Source organism: Mesorhizobium waitakense, assembly GCF_056431085.1.
Map to the genome: position 1 here is coordinate 34946 of NZ_JBWKME010000177.1, position 14339 is coordinate 49284.

Genomic DNA, 14339 nt, shown 5'->3' on the forward strand with positions numbered 1-14339 from the left:
GTTCTGCTGCCAATACGATAAACAATGCATTTCGAATTGCCAATTCTGCCTGTTCATATCGCCGGCTCGCCATGGTTCTCTCACGGCATTCGAACTTGGCCGTAGGAAAAACAATGCGTTGCAAAATCGTCGGGGCACCGGTGCAGGACGGCGCCGGCAGAATGGGCTGCGAAATGGGGCCGAGCGCCCTGAGGACCGCCGGACTTGTTGAAGTGCTGTCCGGCCTCGGCCACGCTGTCGAGGATATGGGCGCCGTACAGGCGATGCCGGCGAGACGCATTTCGCATGGCAATCTGGCGCTGAAGGCCCTGCCCGAAATATCGGCCTGGACATCCGCCATTGCCGCGGCCGCCTACGCGGCGAGCGAGGACGCCATGCCGATCTTTCTCGGCGGCGACCATTCGATCTCGGCCGGGACCGTGTCGGGCCTCGCCCGCCGCGCCGCTGAGACCGGGCGGCCGCTGTTCGTGCTCTGGCTCGACGCGCACCCGGACTTCCACACGCTCGACACCACCGCCAGCGGTAATCTGCACGGCGTTCCGCTCGCTTACGCCAGCGGCCAGCCGGGTTTCCACGGCTATTTTCCGGCTCTACCGGCAGCGGTCGATCCCAAGCGTATCTGCACAATGGGCCTGCGCAGTGTCGACCCGGCCGAGCGCAGCGCGCTCAACCAGGCGGGCGTGACCGTGCACGACATGCGCGCCATCGACGAGCGTGGCATCGCGCCGCTGCTGCGCGCCTTCCTGGCGCGGGTGTCTGATGAAAACGGGCTGCTGCATGTCAGTCTCGACGTTGATTTCCTCGACCCGTCGATCGCGCCCGCAGTCGGCACCACGGTTCCCGGAGGCGCGACGTTCCGTGAGGCGCATCTGGTGATGGAGATGCTGTCCGACAGCGGCCTCGTCTCCAGCCTGGACCTGGTCGAGCTGAATCCCTTTCTGGACGAGCGTGGCCGCACCGCGACGCTGATGGTCGACTTGACGGCGAGCCTGATGGGCCGCCGCATCATGGACCGGCCGACCCGCAGCCATTCCGGGAGCTTTTGATCATGACCACGGCAAAGCTGAACATCGTCCCCTTCGTCAGCGTCGACCGCATGATGAAGCTGGTGAATGTCATCGGTGTCGAGCGCTTCCTGACCGAACTCGCTGGCTACATCGAGGAAGACTTCCGTCGCTGGGACCTGTTCGACAAGACGCCGCGCATCGCCTCGCACAGCCATGACGGCGTCATCGAACTGATGCCGACAAGCGATGGGCGGCTCTATGGCTTTAAATATGTCAACGGCCATCCGAAGAATATGCGCCAGGGCCTGCAGACGGTCACGGCCTTCGGCGTACTCGCCGATGTTGGCAGCGGCTATCCGATGCTGCTCACCGAAATGACCATCCTGACTGCCCTGCGCACCGCCGCCACGTCCGCTGTCGCGGCCAAGTATCTGGCTCCGAGCGGCGCGCGCACCATGGCCATCATCGGCAATGGCGCGCAGTCGGAGTTCCAGGCGATAGCCTTCAAGGCGCTGACCGGCGTCGACCAGCTGAGGCTCTACGACATCGACCGGTCCGCCTCGCGCAAATGCGCCAAGAACCTGGCTGGCATGGGTTTTGACATCACCATCTGCGAAACCGGGCAGGAAGCGGTCGAAGGTGCCGGGATCATCACGACCGTTACGGCCGACAAGCAGTGCGCCACCATTCTCACCGACAACATGGTCGGCTCCGGAGTCCACATCAACGCCGTCGGCGGCGATTGTCCCGGCAAGACCGAACTGCACAGGGACATCCTGCTGCGCTCCGACATTTTCGTCGAGTTCCCTCCCCAGACACGCATCGAGGGCGAGATCCAGCAGTTGGGTCCCGACCATCCGGTGACCGAGCTCTGGCAGGTGATCGCCGCCAAGACCCAAGGCCGCCGAGACGCCAAGCAGATCACCTTGTTCGATTCCGTCGGCTTCGCGATCGAGGATTTTTCCGCGCTGCGTTATGTGCGTGACCAGCTGCAGGCGACTGGCCTCTATGAGGAACTCGACCTGCTCGCTGATCCGGATGAACCACGCGACTTGTTCGGCATGCTGCTAAGAGCAGCCATGGAGCCGGCAGCATAAACAAGGCTCGCCCCGCGAACAGCAGGTCCCTGCCTTACCAGCCGAGCCAGATTTCCTTTTACGTTTGAACATGAGTTTAGACGTTCGGGGAACTGGATCGAAGGTGCGAAAGACAATTCTTTACGATCCGTTAACCGCGTCGATACTTTGGCGCAAATTTCCGTTACGGAAGCCAAAAACCAGGTGCATTGGTCGCCAATCCGTTTTAGTTTACATTCTATAAATGCGTTATTCGGCGAAGTTGACTTTGAGTTAGCCACGCTTTTTGTGGCCGATCCTCGCTGTAACGATCCAATACAAAATTGATCTTGCAAAGATATTGCCTGTAAAGAGCGATGAGGCTGCCGCTTCGGTGGCCGGGGGGCTTTCGTGCATTTTCTTTTGCTCGTCTTGCTGAAGAGATACGTCGTCAATCCAGCGATCGCCTTGGCAGCCTTCCTTGTCTACGGCGAAGGAATTAACCTTGCCGCAGCTCAGCAAATGTGCGGCCAGGCGCTGTCACAGTGCGACCTGCAGACCGACTCCGCATGCCTCGAGCGCACCTATGCGTGCGGTGAATATGATACCGTTATCCAGTCGCTCTTCGTCGAGCGGTTCGAACCGACGCCCGACCAGAAATACTTCGTCGGCGCATCGTTCTATGGCCGCCACATTCGCGAGCGCGCCGCCGGCGTGCAGTGCGAGATGGTGAAGTTCGCGCGCGAATACCTGACCGACTACCTGTCCGGCGTCGAGGCCGAGTTCACCACCAGCGGCTCGTTCGGCACGATGCGACAGATGGATCAAATCTATCATGCTGCGCAGATGCTGACCGATCTCGGCGACATCACCGGCTGCCCGGAATCGGCGCTGACACGCGCCACCGTCGAAGACATCGCCCGTAGCGAGGCCGTACGCTATGCACGCTCGGTGTTCCTGCAGCCGCCGCCGGAAGCTCGTTCGTCGTTCGACACGCTGCAATTGGCTCTGAGAAGCTTCGTCAGTCGGGCGTCCGATCTCGAAACGGGGATCGCACTGCGCCGCATCGAGATCAAGTCGGCCGAAACGCACCTGAAGGCGATCCGCGTCATTTTCGCTGATATATTCGGACCGGTGACCGGGGCGGGCGCGACGCTGGTCGCCAACACCTCGATCCTCGACGGCCTGGCCGCGAAGACGACGCAGATGCTGCGCTCGGTCGAAGTATCGGAGGGAGAATTCAAGCGGGCGCTCGGCAACGTCACGCCGGAGCAATACGCCAATCTCAATCGCAACACGGTCGCCAGCGCGGAGGATTTTCTCAAGGTCTCCGCCTTCCACATCAACATGATAGGGGTGCTGCTGCCGACCGATCCGGCAAAGCCCTTCTGGCGGCTGGACGCCGAGGTTCATGCCGACAACGCGGCACAGGGCGCATTCAACGATCTCGCCAAGATAAAGGCGGACTGGAAGGCGCACGGCGCGGCGACCGGCATCTGCGCCCAGGCTGGCGCTGCCGACAGGGTGTGGTACTGCCGATGACAAGCCTCCGAGCCATCGCGTTGTCCGTGATTGCCAGTTGCGTCCTGGCCGGCGCGGCCAGCGCCGCGTCGATCCTGGAGCGCGCCTACACTTCTGAGAAACTCGACGGTTTCTGGAACGCGACGCTCTCGAACGCAACGCCCGACACCACCCGGTTCAGCCTGCTCGCGCCCGGTCCCGCCGCCATCGAACCGAGCCACGAGGCGACGCAGCCCGATTTCGGCTTGCCCTTCACCGGCGAGGTGGTCGGCGAGGCGTCGGGCTCCTCCGGCGGCAGCCGCAGCGTCGGTTTCCCGATCATCCCGCTTTCGGCCGATGACGCCTCGGTGCTGATGCGACGCCTAGCCTGGTCGGAGATCTACCTCAGCCGCTACCGCTTCTTCGCCCCAATCTCGACCGATAGCGCCGAAGAGCTCGCCGCGCTCGTCGGCCGACAATACGCCGCCGCCGTCGAGGCCTACCTGATTACCGGGCGGCTTTACTTCTCCGGGGCCGACTTGCCGGAGAAATGCCGGCACCTGACGCGGATGAACGAGATCAATGCCGGGCCTTTGTCGGGCGCCAGCCTGGATTCGCTGCCTGCGGCCTGGCGCCCGCTGTTCCCGATCGTCGAGGCGGTGCGTGCACGGCTTGGTTCGGACGCGCTGGCGAAACTGGTCTGTTCGGTCAAGCCGGTACGCGGGCGCGCCGAGACGACCGGCCTGATCGAGACGCGGGTGCGCGCGCAGATCGTCAAGGCGGTCAGGACGAAGGTCGACGACACGCTCAACCTGATGAACGCCGCTTCGACCGAATACCAGTCGCTGGTCAACGAGATGGACGTGTCGATCAAGTCGGCCGAGGTGATGGAGCTGGAGCGTGTGCTCGGCAACGCACAGGCCAATATGGTGCTCGTCAAGGAGGATCAGCTGAAGGCAGCCGAGACGATCGCCACGCTGCAGGCTGTCGACCTCTCAAGCCTCAACCAGCCGGAATCGCTGAAGGAGTTCGAAGACGGCAAGGCAAGGATGACGCAGATCGTCGGGCAGATAGAAGGCGTCATGACGGCTCTGTCCGGCCTCGCGCATGTCGTCGACGATCCGGCGATCACCGCCGAGCTTTCTTCCTGCGCAGGACTGGCCGGAGCGTATTCGAGGCTCGACCTCACGCTCGACACTGGCGCGCTGACCGCGACGATCAACGGCCCTTACGAGGACTGCATCAACCATGCCCGGGTGGTGGTCGGGCGTTTCCAGAATCCATCGCTTTCCAAGGCGCAGATGGCCGAACTTGCCCGGCACGTGCGCCAGATTTCCGAGGTCTTTCTGTCGACGGGGCAACTATGAGACGGTTCTTCCTGCTTTGCGGTCTGGTCGTCAGCATCGTTTTCGGCGCTGCGGGAATGGCGCGCGGGCAGGACTGCATGGCGCTCGACGTCGACGCGGCGGCCGGCCATGCCGGCGAGCTGACGACGCTGCTCAAGATCGCCAATTTCCGCGCCGACGTGAAATACATGGGCGAAGTCGCCACCGAACTCGAACAGTTCCTGACGACCTGCGGCGACGAGGCGACCGGACGACTGGCGATCGTGTGCGATTTCGACTGCCACCTGCAACTCGGACGCTATCGCCTGTTCCTCGCCGCCGACATGCCCTTCCTGTCGTCGGCGAGCGGCGTCAGCCGAAACGATACGCCGGTTTCGCCGCAAGCGGCGCAGGAATTCGGCCGGCAAGGCATCGAGATCGTCGACCGGGGCCTTCGCATTCTCGCTCGACAACAAGGCGGTGACCAGGGCACCGCGGCGGGAGAAGATGCGAGTTACCGCACCTTCGTGCGGCAACTGACGGCGCTGTCCTCGCTGAAGATCCAGCTGCTGATGAACACCGGCGACGTCTGGTACCAGACCGTCTCGGAGGCACGCGTCAAGGCGCTCGACTTCCTGGTCAGCGATACGCTGGGTGCCGTCGGAGGCGCTGGCCTCGACAACCAACCCAACCTCTCCAAGGCCTACACCAATTACGAGAGCGCAATGTGGGTGCTGGTCGAGACGCAAATGGATATTCCGGGCGAGTCCACCTACGACGACCTGCGCGCCGACCTGCTGCTGCAGCAGAGCGATCTCGATGCCCGCATGGACAGCGTGCGCAAGGGTTTCCTGTTCCTCAACATCGACCCCATGCAGTTCACGACGATCCCGTTCGAGGACCTGCAGGAGGCCCTGGCCGAGAGCGAGCTGCGACTGACCGAGGTCGAGCGCAATGTCGAGGCGCTGGTTGAGCGGTGGTACGCCAACAAGGAAGGCGAAGCGACGCGCGCGCTCGACGAGCAGCGGACGATCCGCAGTCAGGAAGTCAACCTGATCGCCCACAAGATCGGCAAGCTGGAGCACGAGGCGCAGACCTTCGCCACCACTGTCCAGGAAGAAATCAACGCGGTCGACGCCGAGAAGGACACGTTCGGCTATCGCCAGCAGATCAGGTCGCTGGAGATCGAACTCGGCAGCAAGATCGCCGAGTTCGAGAACCAGCGCCGTCAGATCAACGACAGGCAGGAACTCGACCTCATCGTCCTCTCCAAGGAGGCGGAAGTCGAGCGGCGCAACGAACTGCGCTGGCTGCTGAACTGGGAAATGACGCAGATGAACCTCGATCTGCAGATTTCCTCGCTCGAGAGCCAGATCACCGAGTATGCCCGCCAGACCGAGCGCAACGCCAACCAGCTCGAACAGGCGGTTCGCCAGCGGCAGATCCTTCAAACGCAGATCACCAACAACCAGGGTGCGATCGCCCGCGCCAACGACGCAATCACCGAACTGCACCTGAGGCAGACCGATATCTATGCTCGGCGGCGGTCGCTCGACCGGGAACAACTCTGCGGCATCGAGAACCAACTGGCTTTCATCGGCGAAGCGCCGGCCCAGCCGTTCACGCCGCTGTTGGCGGGAGAATTGCCGTGCCAGACCGTGACGCCAGCGTTCACCCGCAATCAATACCAGGCGCAGATGTGCGGGCCAGACGGTCAGTCGGGGCTGCGGGCGCAGCTGCTGAACAATCAGGTTCAGGCCAAGGCGTTCCTAATGAAATGCGTGATCGGCGACGCGGATTTTTCGGATGTCGAACCACTGATCGCCGGTCAGCAGATGATCACGTCGAACATCTCGTTGCCGCAGGAACTGGAGAATGTCAGCTGTGGCTCATTCTCGCAAACCCAGACCGACTTCGCGAAGAAGGTTTATGACGCCGAGAAGCAGCTCTATGCCGCGAGGAAGGAAGGTCTCGAAGATGCTCGAACCCTGATCAAAGCCCAGCTCGGCGAAGTCATCGCCTGGTTCGTTGCATTCAACGGGACGACGACGGTTCTGCAGTTCGCGCTGAACAGCGCGCAAGCCGCCTATGCCACTGCAGCCGCGGTTCCGGAAATAAATGCATGCGCCTGCGGAATGGCCTCCGGCGTGGAAACCAGCACCGACGTGTCCAAGCCGGTCAAGGCGGCGCTCGACGCCGTGCAGGCGACCCTGTCGACGATTATCGCCACTGGCACGATCACGCAGGCAAACATCAATCAAGTCATGGGCATGGCGCAGACGCTGCAACGCCTTAGCCAGGCCATTAGCGAGCTCGATCTTGAAAAGGTATTGAAATCCCGTGCCCTAATAGACACGCACTTCCAACTCGCAGGCCAACGCGCCGACGGAGCCGAGTCGATCAAGCAACTCGCGCTTCAGGGCTCGATGGCGGCGATGGACTGCCAGAGCCAGGACCTCGGCATCGACGAGCAGGTCTCGCGGCTGAAATCCGACCATCAGCGAATCCTGGCCGGGCTCGATCTACAGGCTCGCGAGAATGATCTGCTGAGCTTCCAGATCACCGACCAGCAGCGGACGATCGAGCGGCTGACCAACGAGATCGCCATACTCAATCTCGAACTCGACAAGCTGTCCCTGTCGGAAGCCCAGCTCAACCAGGACAATGCACGTGTCGCAGAACTGGTCGCGGCAACCAACGGCCGCATCGAGCGCGTCCGCGCTGCGCAGACGACCGTGACAGGCCTCGCCGAGGAATCAAATGCCTCGACCAACCTGATCAACGAACTGCGCGACCGGCAGAAGGAGAAGATGCTGGCGCTCAACGACGCCGAACTCGCCTTCGTCGAGCAGCGCATCACGCAGTCGCGCGGCAATACCGAGGAACTCGTCGCGGGCCTGAACCAGGCCAAGGATCTCGGTCTCAAGAGCCGCGCGCTGCAGGACAGCATCCTGAAGTTCCAGGGCAACATTCAAGCCGAGGTGACAAAGCAGCAGGAGGACATGACCAAGCTCGTCACCCAGATCGACGATCCGGCGACGCGCAAGAACCTGTTCATCGCGACCCAGGACACCGTCGCCGACCTGATGAAGGGCATTCCCGAATATCTGGTGACAAAGCGGCGCGTACTCGAGACCGCCAACCGGCTGATGCACCTGATGCGCCGCCGCTTTGAGGTGGTGCAGGCCTTCACCGGCGAGGCGGCGACCGTGCCCGTCGTCTATGTGCGCAATGCAACCCAGCTGCAGGCAATGATAGACGACATCGTCGCCAAGCGCTTCTTCGACGAGCGGCAGATCAATATCGATGTCGCCCAGATCGTGGTGCCCGCCAATTCCGGTTTCGCCCGCAAGCTGGCGCTCGACGAGAATGTCGAGTTCGAGGTTTCGCCCTTCGCGTCGACCGACGCGCTGATGAAGGCAAACGGCTATTTCGCGCTGTGGGCGCCCAACAAATTCCGTGAGCGCAAGAACTTGACCCTGATCGATGTCTTCGCTGGCACCGACTACCAGTGCACAGGCGCGCAGTGGAACCGCTTCGCCTTGCAACACCGCGGCAGCGGGTTTGTCTTCAAGCCGCTGACCAAGGGGTCGAGCGAGGTCCGCGCCGACATTTCGGTCGGGCCGGAGCGGGTCGCGTTGCAGACCTTTTTCAACCAGGCCGACAGCGGCGACGAAATCAGCCGGATCATCCGCTACTGGGTGCAGGATCGCTACCAGGCGCGCAAGTTCCCGCGTGCGCCCGGACCTTCGAACGACACCAGCCTGATCCTGCCCTATCTCGGCGCGCCGCTGATCGGCTCGTACCGGCTGTCGCTGCAGCCGAGCGACTGCCCCTTCGACGGCGCCGTGTTCACGCTCTATTTCATCTTCGCGAGCGCGCCATGAGAGCCATCGTCGCCACAGCAGCGCTCGGTCTGGCGCTCAGCGCGACGGGAGCAGCCGCGCGCGACCTCTTCGTCGACAATCTCGCCGGCTATACGATCGAATCGCGCGTTCTCGACGCTCCCAACTGCGAGGGGCCGGCCATTCCGGACGGCACGCTGAAGACATTCGAGCAAGGCCTCTGCGTCTTCCACCGCCCGGCCCGCAGTCCGAGCGACAGCGAACGTGCGGCCAACCTGATGCGGGAGGCGCAGACACGCGGACTGCCGCCCGTCCACCAGCAACTCGCCGGGCTGATTTCAGGCTTGGCGACCTGCGCCGAGGCGACGCGTCACCTCGACGCCTACCGCGCTTCCGGCAACCAGAGCCGGATGGAGCAGACGCTCTTCTGCCGCGACCGGCGGCACAGCCAGGCCGACCTGAACGCGATCGAATGGAACCATGCGCTGTTCGAATATGCCGACGGGCTCGCTTCGAACCGAACCCTCGACCAGAGGCTGGCCGAGATGAGCGCCTGCCAGGCTGGGCCCTTGAGCACCGATTTCGACGCCCAGTGCGGCCTGATCTCCAATCTGTCCGACACCGAGATCGGAGCCTTCGCCGACGGGGCTGCCGGCAAAGTCATCGAGAGCTACTTCGCCAGCGTCGAGAGCCCGATTACCGCGATGTTTTCGCGCAAGCTGAAACGAGCCGAGGGCCTGGTGCAGAGTTCGCGCGCCGGCATCGATGACATCAAGGCGGGCGCCGACACAGTGAACAAGGAATACGCCGCATTGAACCAGGTCTACGAGGCGGCGCGCGACACCAAGATGGGGCCGATCTACAACGCCTACCGCGAGGCGATCCTGAGGGCGACCTCGATCCTCGACGAGTTCGACCGGTGGAAGGGCGGGCTGTACATAACCTCGGAAAACATCAACCTGATGCCGAAGATCACCGAACGATCGGGCGAGATCGCGGGCGAGAAGACGCGCGTCGACGGCCTCGCCTTCGAGGCCAAGGCAAGCGCGCTGGTCGGCGACATCAAGCGCATCATCAATGCCGACGCCGAGAACCGCGCCGCGGTCGCCGCCTTCTGCCGCATCTATTTCTGCGAACTGACCAACCGCCGCGCTATGGCCGACGTCATCCGAACCTGCCGTCGGCCGGCGCTTGCCAACAACCCGCTGTGCGTCGGCCAGAACGGGCAGATCACCAATGGAACTCTTACGGTCGACTTCCAAGGGCCGCATTCGATCACGGTCAAGGCGCTGTGCCAGTCAGCCGGCCTCGATCCGTTGATGACCGAGGTCAATATGGACCCCGCCCGCGCCGCAAGCTGCTTGAGCGAATTGAGATGAGACAGGCGGTCATGTTGCTCACCCTGGTTCTCGCGGGCACGTCAGTAGCCCGCGCCGAGCCGCAGCTTGCCGCTTTCGTCACTGACCAGAACAACGACGTCTATGTCGCGCTTTTCGACGGCAAGGCGGTGGAACTCGCCGGCTGCTCCAGCCCGGGCCAGGCGAAAAGGTTGCTGCACCTGCCTGACACCGCGCTAGTCTCGGAGGCGACGCTCGCCAATCTTCAAACTGAAAACAGTTTTGGGACGCAGCCGCGGCTGCCATGCCCTGGGACGGCATTCAATATCGACTGGCCGGCGACGACCGCTATCTGGGCCGATGTCGAGGCATCCGGCAACTACTATCTGCCTTCCCCCTCGGGCACCGGCTATTTCGCCGTGCCCGCTGCCTGCGCCGAGATCAAGGCGGCACTTGCCATCCGCGAGCGGCTGCAACTGCCGGGCGTGCTCCAGGGTTTTGCCGCGCCGCCCGACGTCGGGACACCGTTCGTACTCGATTGCGGGCGCGGCGATCTCGGCGGTCCATCGGACATAGCGGCGGCGAGCGTGGCCCGTTGGAGCCTGCACCGGTTCGAAACCTTCCTCAGCGCCGAAAGCATCGGCGACACGGTCTATGTCGTGCGCTACACACCGCCGGGCGAAGGTGCGCAGCCCTCCTACCTGCCGATTGCGCGCCTCGACGGCAAGGCGACGCGCGACATCATCGCAGATGTGGCCGCCGCGGAAGCGGCGGAGACGAAGCTGCGGGCATTCTTCGGCATCGCCGAGGCCGAAGCCGTAACCCTGCTCGGCGCCGACGCTGTGGCGGCGCTTCGTTCGGCGCCCTTCGTTGACCTGTGTCTATCGAATTGCGATGGCTATCAGCGCGAGCACGCGGCCTTCGCGCAGCCTGGCATCGACCTCGGCCTGTCGCCGCTGTCCGCTGGCCTGTCCATCACCTCACTCGACCCCCTCGGCAATACGCGGCTGGACTGGACCTTCGCGGAAGGGCGGACGCTGTCCTTCACGGGTTGCCCGCTTCTAACATCGGCGCTCGGCCTGTCCGCACCCGGCATTGGCGACTGGATGGGCGAGACAGATCGCGCGCTGACCGCCACTCCGCCGCCGGGTACCGGCTTCGACTGTCGGGGGTCGGCCAGCGATACCTGCGTTCGCCGCGTCAATGATGGCGGTACGCTGACGCTGGCGCAATTCTCATCCGAGGGCGATTGCGCCGGACGGACGAATCTCAGGCTCGAACTGCCCGCATCGGTCAAGACGCCGCAGACGCTGATCCTGAAGGGATTGCCGTTCAAGACGGTGCACATGGCGCCGGCCCCCGGCGTCGCCCGCACGCGGCTCGTCGGCACCGCCAACCGGGTGCCTGCCGGCACGTCCTCATGCATCCTGTCCGCGACCGGGGTGATCATCGTCGCGGACGGGTTGCCTCGGCTCGAACTCGAGCGGATCGACCTGGCGCGGGCGGCCGATCAAACGACCGATGAGGTCGTCGCCGTGATCGCTCAAAACGGCGCGGTCGCGCTCGACGATGTGACCATCGGCACCGTGGCGGACGGACTGTCGCCGATGGCGCGCGGCGCGTCGCTGTGCCTAGCCGACCTTTATGCGCGAGGGCTCAGAGTTGAAGCAGACATGCTGGCGATCCAGGGCGTTCGGGCCCGGCTGCTGATCTCGGCCCAGGCGCCGGTCCGCTCCACCCTTGTCCGCGCGCGTTTCGGCGCGGTGCTCACTTCCGACAGCCTGATGCGGATGGACTTCACCGACATCGCCGCAGCCAATCCGCTGGTGTTGCGCGGGGCGGTCGTGGCGGGTCGCTCGGACGGGCTGGCGCCGACGGCAGCCGGCCTTGCGGTCGGCTCCGCTATCCAGCTCGAGCGCGGTTCGTCGGCGAATTTCACTACCTCGACGGTGTCCGGCTTCCGCTGCGCGGTCAGTTTCGCCGACATCGCCTCTAGCGCCAGTTTCCTGCTGCCGGGCAACGACATCGCACACGACAATACCAGCCGGGCCTGCGGGCCGGGCCGCTTCAGCCTCGTCGAATAGAGCGGAAGGAGGATTGGCAGATGAACCGTATCGCCCGATCGCTGCTCCACCTGCTGGCGCTGCTCGCGGTGATCCATGCCGGTCCGGCCCTGGCCGAGGAACCGAAGGTCGTCCTGTTGGAAGACCCGACCCTGAACGCCACCCGCTTACACTATCCGCTGCTCATCTCGGAAGGCCGCGGCTACCGTATCCGCTGCAACGAACAGGCAGACGAGGAAGCGGTGATCCGCGGACTGGGCTTTGCCACCGTCCCCTCGCAAGTGCTGACCGCCGTCGACAACGCGGTCATCGCGGCCAACCCAGCAACAAATCCGCTGTTGTGTCCATCCGACGAGAACTACCCGATCAAGGTCTTTGCGCATGATGGCGGCAGCGGGCTCGTCTATTACCTGCAGTTCCCGACCGATTTCGGTTCTGCATCCTTTTCCGACCAACTCTACATTCCCGGCTGCGCGCCTTTGGTCGAGGGACTGAAGCTCGACCTCAATCAGGCGATCGACGCCGATCCCACCCCATTCTTCGCCGGAAAGGTCCATACCATCGCATGCGTCGCGGGGCCGCCGGTTGTCGGAAGGCCGACGACCTTTGCCAGCTGGTGCATCAAGGATGACCTTGATCCGGCTCAGCGGACGACGGTCGAGGAACTGCTCGAGCTGACGCCAGGCGGTGCCTCCGCTCTTGGCAATCCGGCGGCGTGCGCAAGCGCGCAGGACTTTCTCGGGTCGAGCACGACACTCGACCTGGCCGGGCGACGGCTGACAAACCTCGAGCCGCTGGCGACACTTACCCATCTGACGAGCCTGACCTTGTCCGGCAATGAAATTACCGACATGCGCGACCTGGAAAAGCTGACCAAGCTTACGTTCCTCGATCTGTCGCGCAATCGGATCAGCAACATCAGCGTGACGGCGGTGATGAAGGATCTGGCCGAGGCCGACCTCAGTTCCAACCAGATCGCCGACCTGCGGCCGCTCGCCTCGGCACGGGCGCTGACCCGGCTGGTTCTGGCCAGCAACAAGATCGTCGACGTGTCGCCACTACGGTTTCTGCAAGAGCTCACCGCGCTTGACCTGTCGAAGAACCGGATCACGGATGCGCGTCCCTTGATGAGCCTGACCAAACTCGCCGCTCCGAACCTGCGCGCAAACCGCCTGGCCACGGCGCAATCCGTCAGCGCCATCCTGCCATTCAATCCGTCGCTGGACGGCAATCCGGTCTGCATCAGTCGACCCGAGGCAATCGACCGTGGCCTCCGGCAAGATTTTTGAAGCCTGCATCACGGCAGTGAAGGAAGGCGACGTGGTGCTGGCAAACATGCAGACCGGCAAGTGCCTGGCTGTGGCCGAGGGGCGCCTCGACAACAACGCCCCGGCCGTCCAGTTCAATTGCGACGGCGACCCGTGGCGTCGCTGGAAACTGGTCGAGACGGAGGATGGTTTTCAGCTGCAGAACGTACGGACCGGAAAATGCCTGACGATTGCCGGCGGGGTCAGCACCGATAACAACGTCCCTGCCCTCCAATTCGACTGCGATCGGGACGCATCGCGACATTGGAAGCTGACCGCAACCGGCGACGGCTTCCAGGCTGAAAACGTGCAGACGGGGAAATGCCTGACCATTGCCGGCGGGGAGAGCACCGACGACGACGTCCCTGCCCTCCAATTCAACTGCGACCGCCATCCGTCGCGATTCTGGAGCATCCGAGCGGCCGACCCCGAAGTCATGCTGGTGAACCGACAAACCGAAAGGTGCCTTTCGGTCGCGGAAGGACGAACCGACAACAACGCGCCGACCGTGCAATTCGATTGCGACGGCAGTCAATGGCAGCGCTGGAGGCTGGTTGAGACAGGCGACGGCTTCCAGGTGGCGAACGTCCAGACGGGCAAGTGCCTGACGATTGCCGGCGGGATCAGCACCGAAGACAACATCCCGGCCTTGCAGTTCAACTGTGACAGCGACCCTTCTCGCCGCTGGAACCTGGTCGAGACGCGCGACGGGGTTCAGGCGGAAAACGTCCAGACGGGCAAGTGCCTGACCATTGCCGGCGGGGTCAGCAACTTGAACAACATCCCGGCCCTTCAGTTCACCTGCGACCGTGATCCGTCAGGCTATTGGACCATCAAGGCGGCGGACGAGAGGTAGCGCCGCCAAAGCTTCGGGCCGGTTGAGCCGCATCGATCAGCCTG

The 14339-nt window shown here is 63.5% G+C and carries 9 protein-coding genes; all 9 read left to right on the forward strand.

The window, feature by feature from the left end:
- Window positions 1-113 precede the first annotated feature (113 nt).
- Window positions 114-1046: an arginase gene (rocF, locus tag AC07FD_RS32620; RefSeq protein WP_478353187.1), complete on the forward strand. Its 933-nt coding sequence runs from the start codon at window positions 114-116 to the stop codon at window positions 1044-1046.
- Window positions 1047-1048: 2 nt separating this feature from the next.
- Entirely contained in the window at window positions 1049-2104 is a 1056-nt protein-coding gene (locus AC07FD_RS32625) for an ornithine cyclodeaminase (protein WP_478353188.1), read from the forward strand.
- A 369-nt stretch (window positions 2105-2473) separates the two neighbouring features.
- On the forward strand, window positions 2474-3604 hold the full coding sequence (locus tag AC07FD_RS32630; protein ID WP_478353189.1) for a hypothetical protein: 1131 nt from the start codon (window positions 2474-2476) through the stop codon (window positions 3602-3604).
- A complete protein-coding gene (locus AC07FD_RS32635) occupies window positions 3601-4929 on the forward strand; it encodes a hypothetical protein (RefSeq protein WP_478353190.1) in 1329 nt (442 codons plus the stop codon). The genes AC07FD_RS32630 and AC07FD_RS32635 overlap by 4 nt, the downstream gene beginning before the upstream one ends.
- A complete protein-coding gene (locus tag AC07FD_RS32640; protein WP_478353191.1) occupies window positions 4926-8774 on the forward strand; it encodes a coiled-coil domain-containing protein in 3849 nt (1282 codons plus the stop codon). The genes AC07FD_RS32635 and AC07FD_RS32640 overlap by 4 nt, the downstream gene beginning before the upstream one ends.
- Window positions 8771-10111, forward strand: coding sequence for a hypothetical protein (locus AC07FD_RS32645; RefSeq protein ID WP_478353192.1), 1341 nt, complete (start codon window positions 8771-8773; stop codon window positions 10109-10111). The genes AC07FD_RS32640 and AC07FD_RS32645 overlap by 4 nt, the downstream gene beginning before the upstream one ends.
- A gap of 11 nt (window positions 10112-10122) precedes the next feature.
- Entirely contained in the window at window positions 10123-12153 is a 2031-nt protein-coding gene (locus AC07FD_RS32650; protein ID WP_478353193.1) for a hypothetical protein, read from the forward strand.
- 20 nt (window positions 12154-12173) lie between these two features.
- Complete coding sequence (locus AC07FD_RS32655) at window positions 12174-13421, forward strand: leucine-rich repeat domain-containing protein (RefSeq protein WP_478353194.1); 1248 nt, start codon at window positions 12174-12176, stop codon at window positions 13419-13421.
- A complete protein-coding gene (locus tag AC07FD_RS32660; protein ID WP_478353195.1) occupies window positions 13399-14295 on the forward strand; it encodes an RICIN domain-containing protein in 897 nt (298 codons plus the stop codon). Before AC07FD_RS32655 ends, AC07FD_RS32660 begins: the two co-directional genes overlap by 23 nt.
- Window positions 14296-14339 lie beyond the last annotated feature (44 nt).

What these genes read in the sequence shown, in the direction of transcription:
- AC07FD_RS32645 (WP_478353192.1), top strand. Translation starts at nt 8,771, where the DNA reads ATGAGAGCCATCGTCGCCACAGCAGCGCTCGGTCTGGCGCTCAGCGCG.
- AC07FD_RS32625 (WP_478353188.1), top strand. Translation starts at nt 1,049, where the DNA reads ATGACCACGGCAAAGCTGAACATCGTCCCCTTCGTCAGCGTCGACCGC.
- AC07FD_RS32650 (WP_478353193.1), top strand. Translation starts at nt 10,123, where the DNA reads ATGTTGCTCACCCTGGTTCTCGCGGGCACGTCAGTAGCCCGCGCCGAG.
- AC07FD_RS32640 (WP_478353191.1), top strand. Translation starts at nt 4,926, where the DNA reads ATGAGACGGTTCTTCCTGCTTTGCGGTCTGGTCGTCAGCATCGTTTTC.
- AC07FD_RS32655 (WP_478353194.1), top strand. Translation starts at nt 12,174, where the DNA reads ATGAACCGTATCGCCCGATCGCTGCTCCACCTGCTGGCGCTGCTCGCG.
- rocF (WP_478353187.1), top strand. Translation starts at nt 114, where the DNA reads ATGCGTTGCAAAATCGTCGGGGCACCGGTGCAGGACGGCGCCGGCAGA.
- AC07FD_RS32635 (WP_478353190.1), top strand. Translation starts at nt 3,601, where the DNA reads ATGACAAGCCTCCGAGCCATCGCGTTGTCCGTGATTGCCAGTTGCGTC.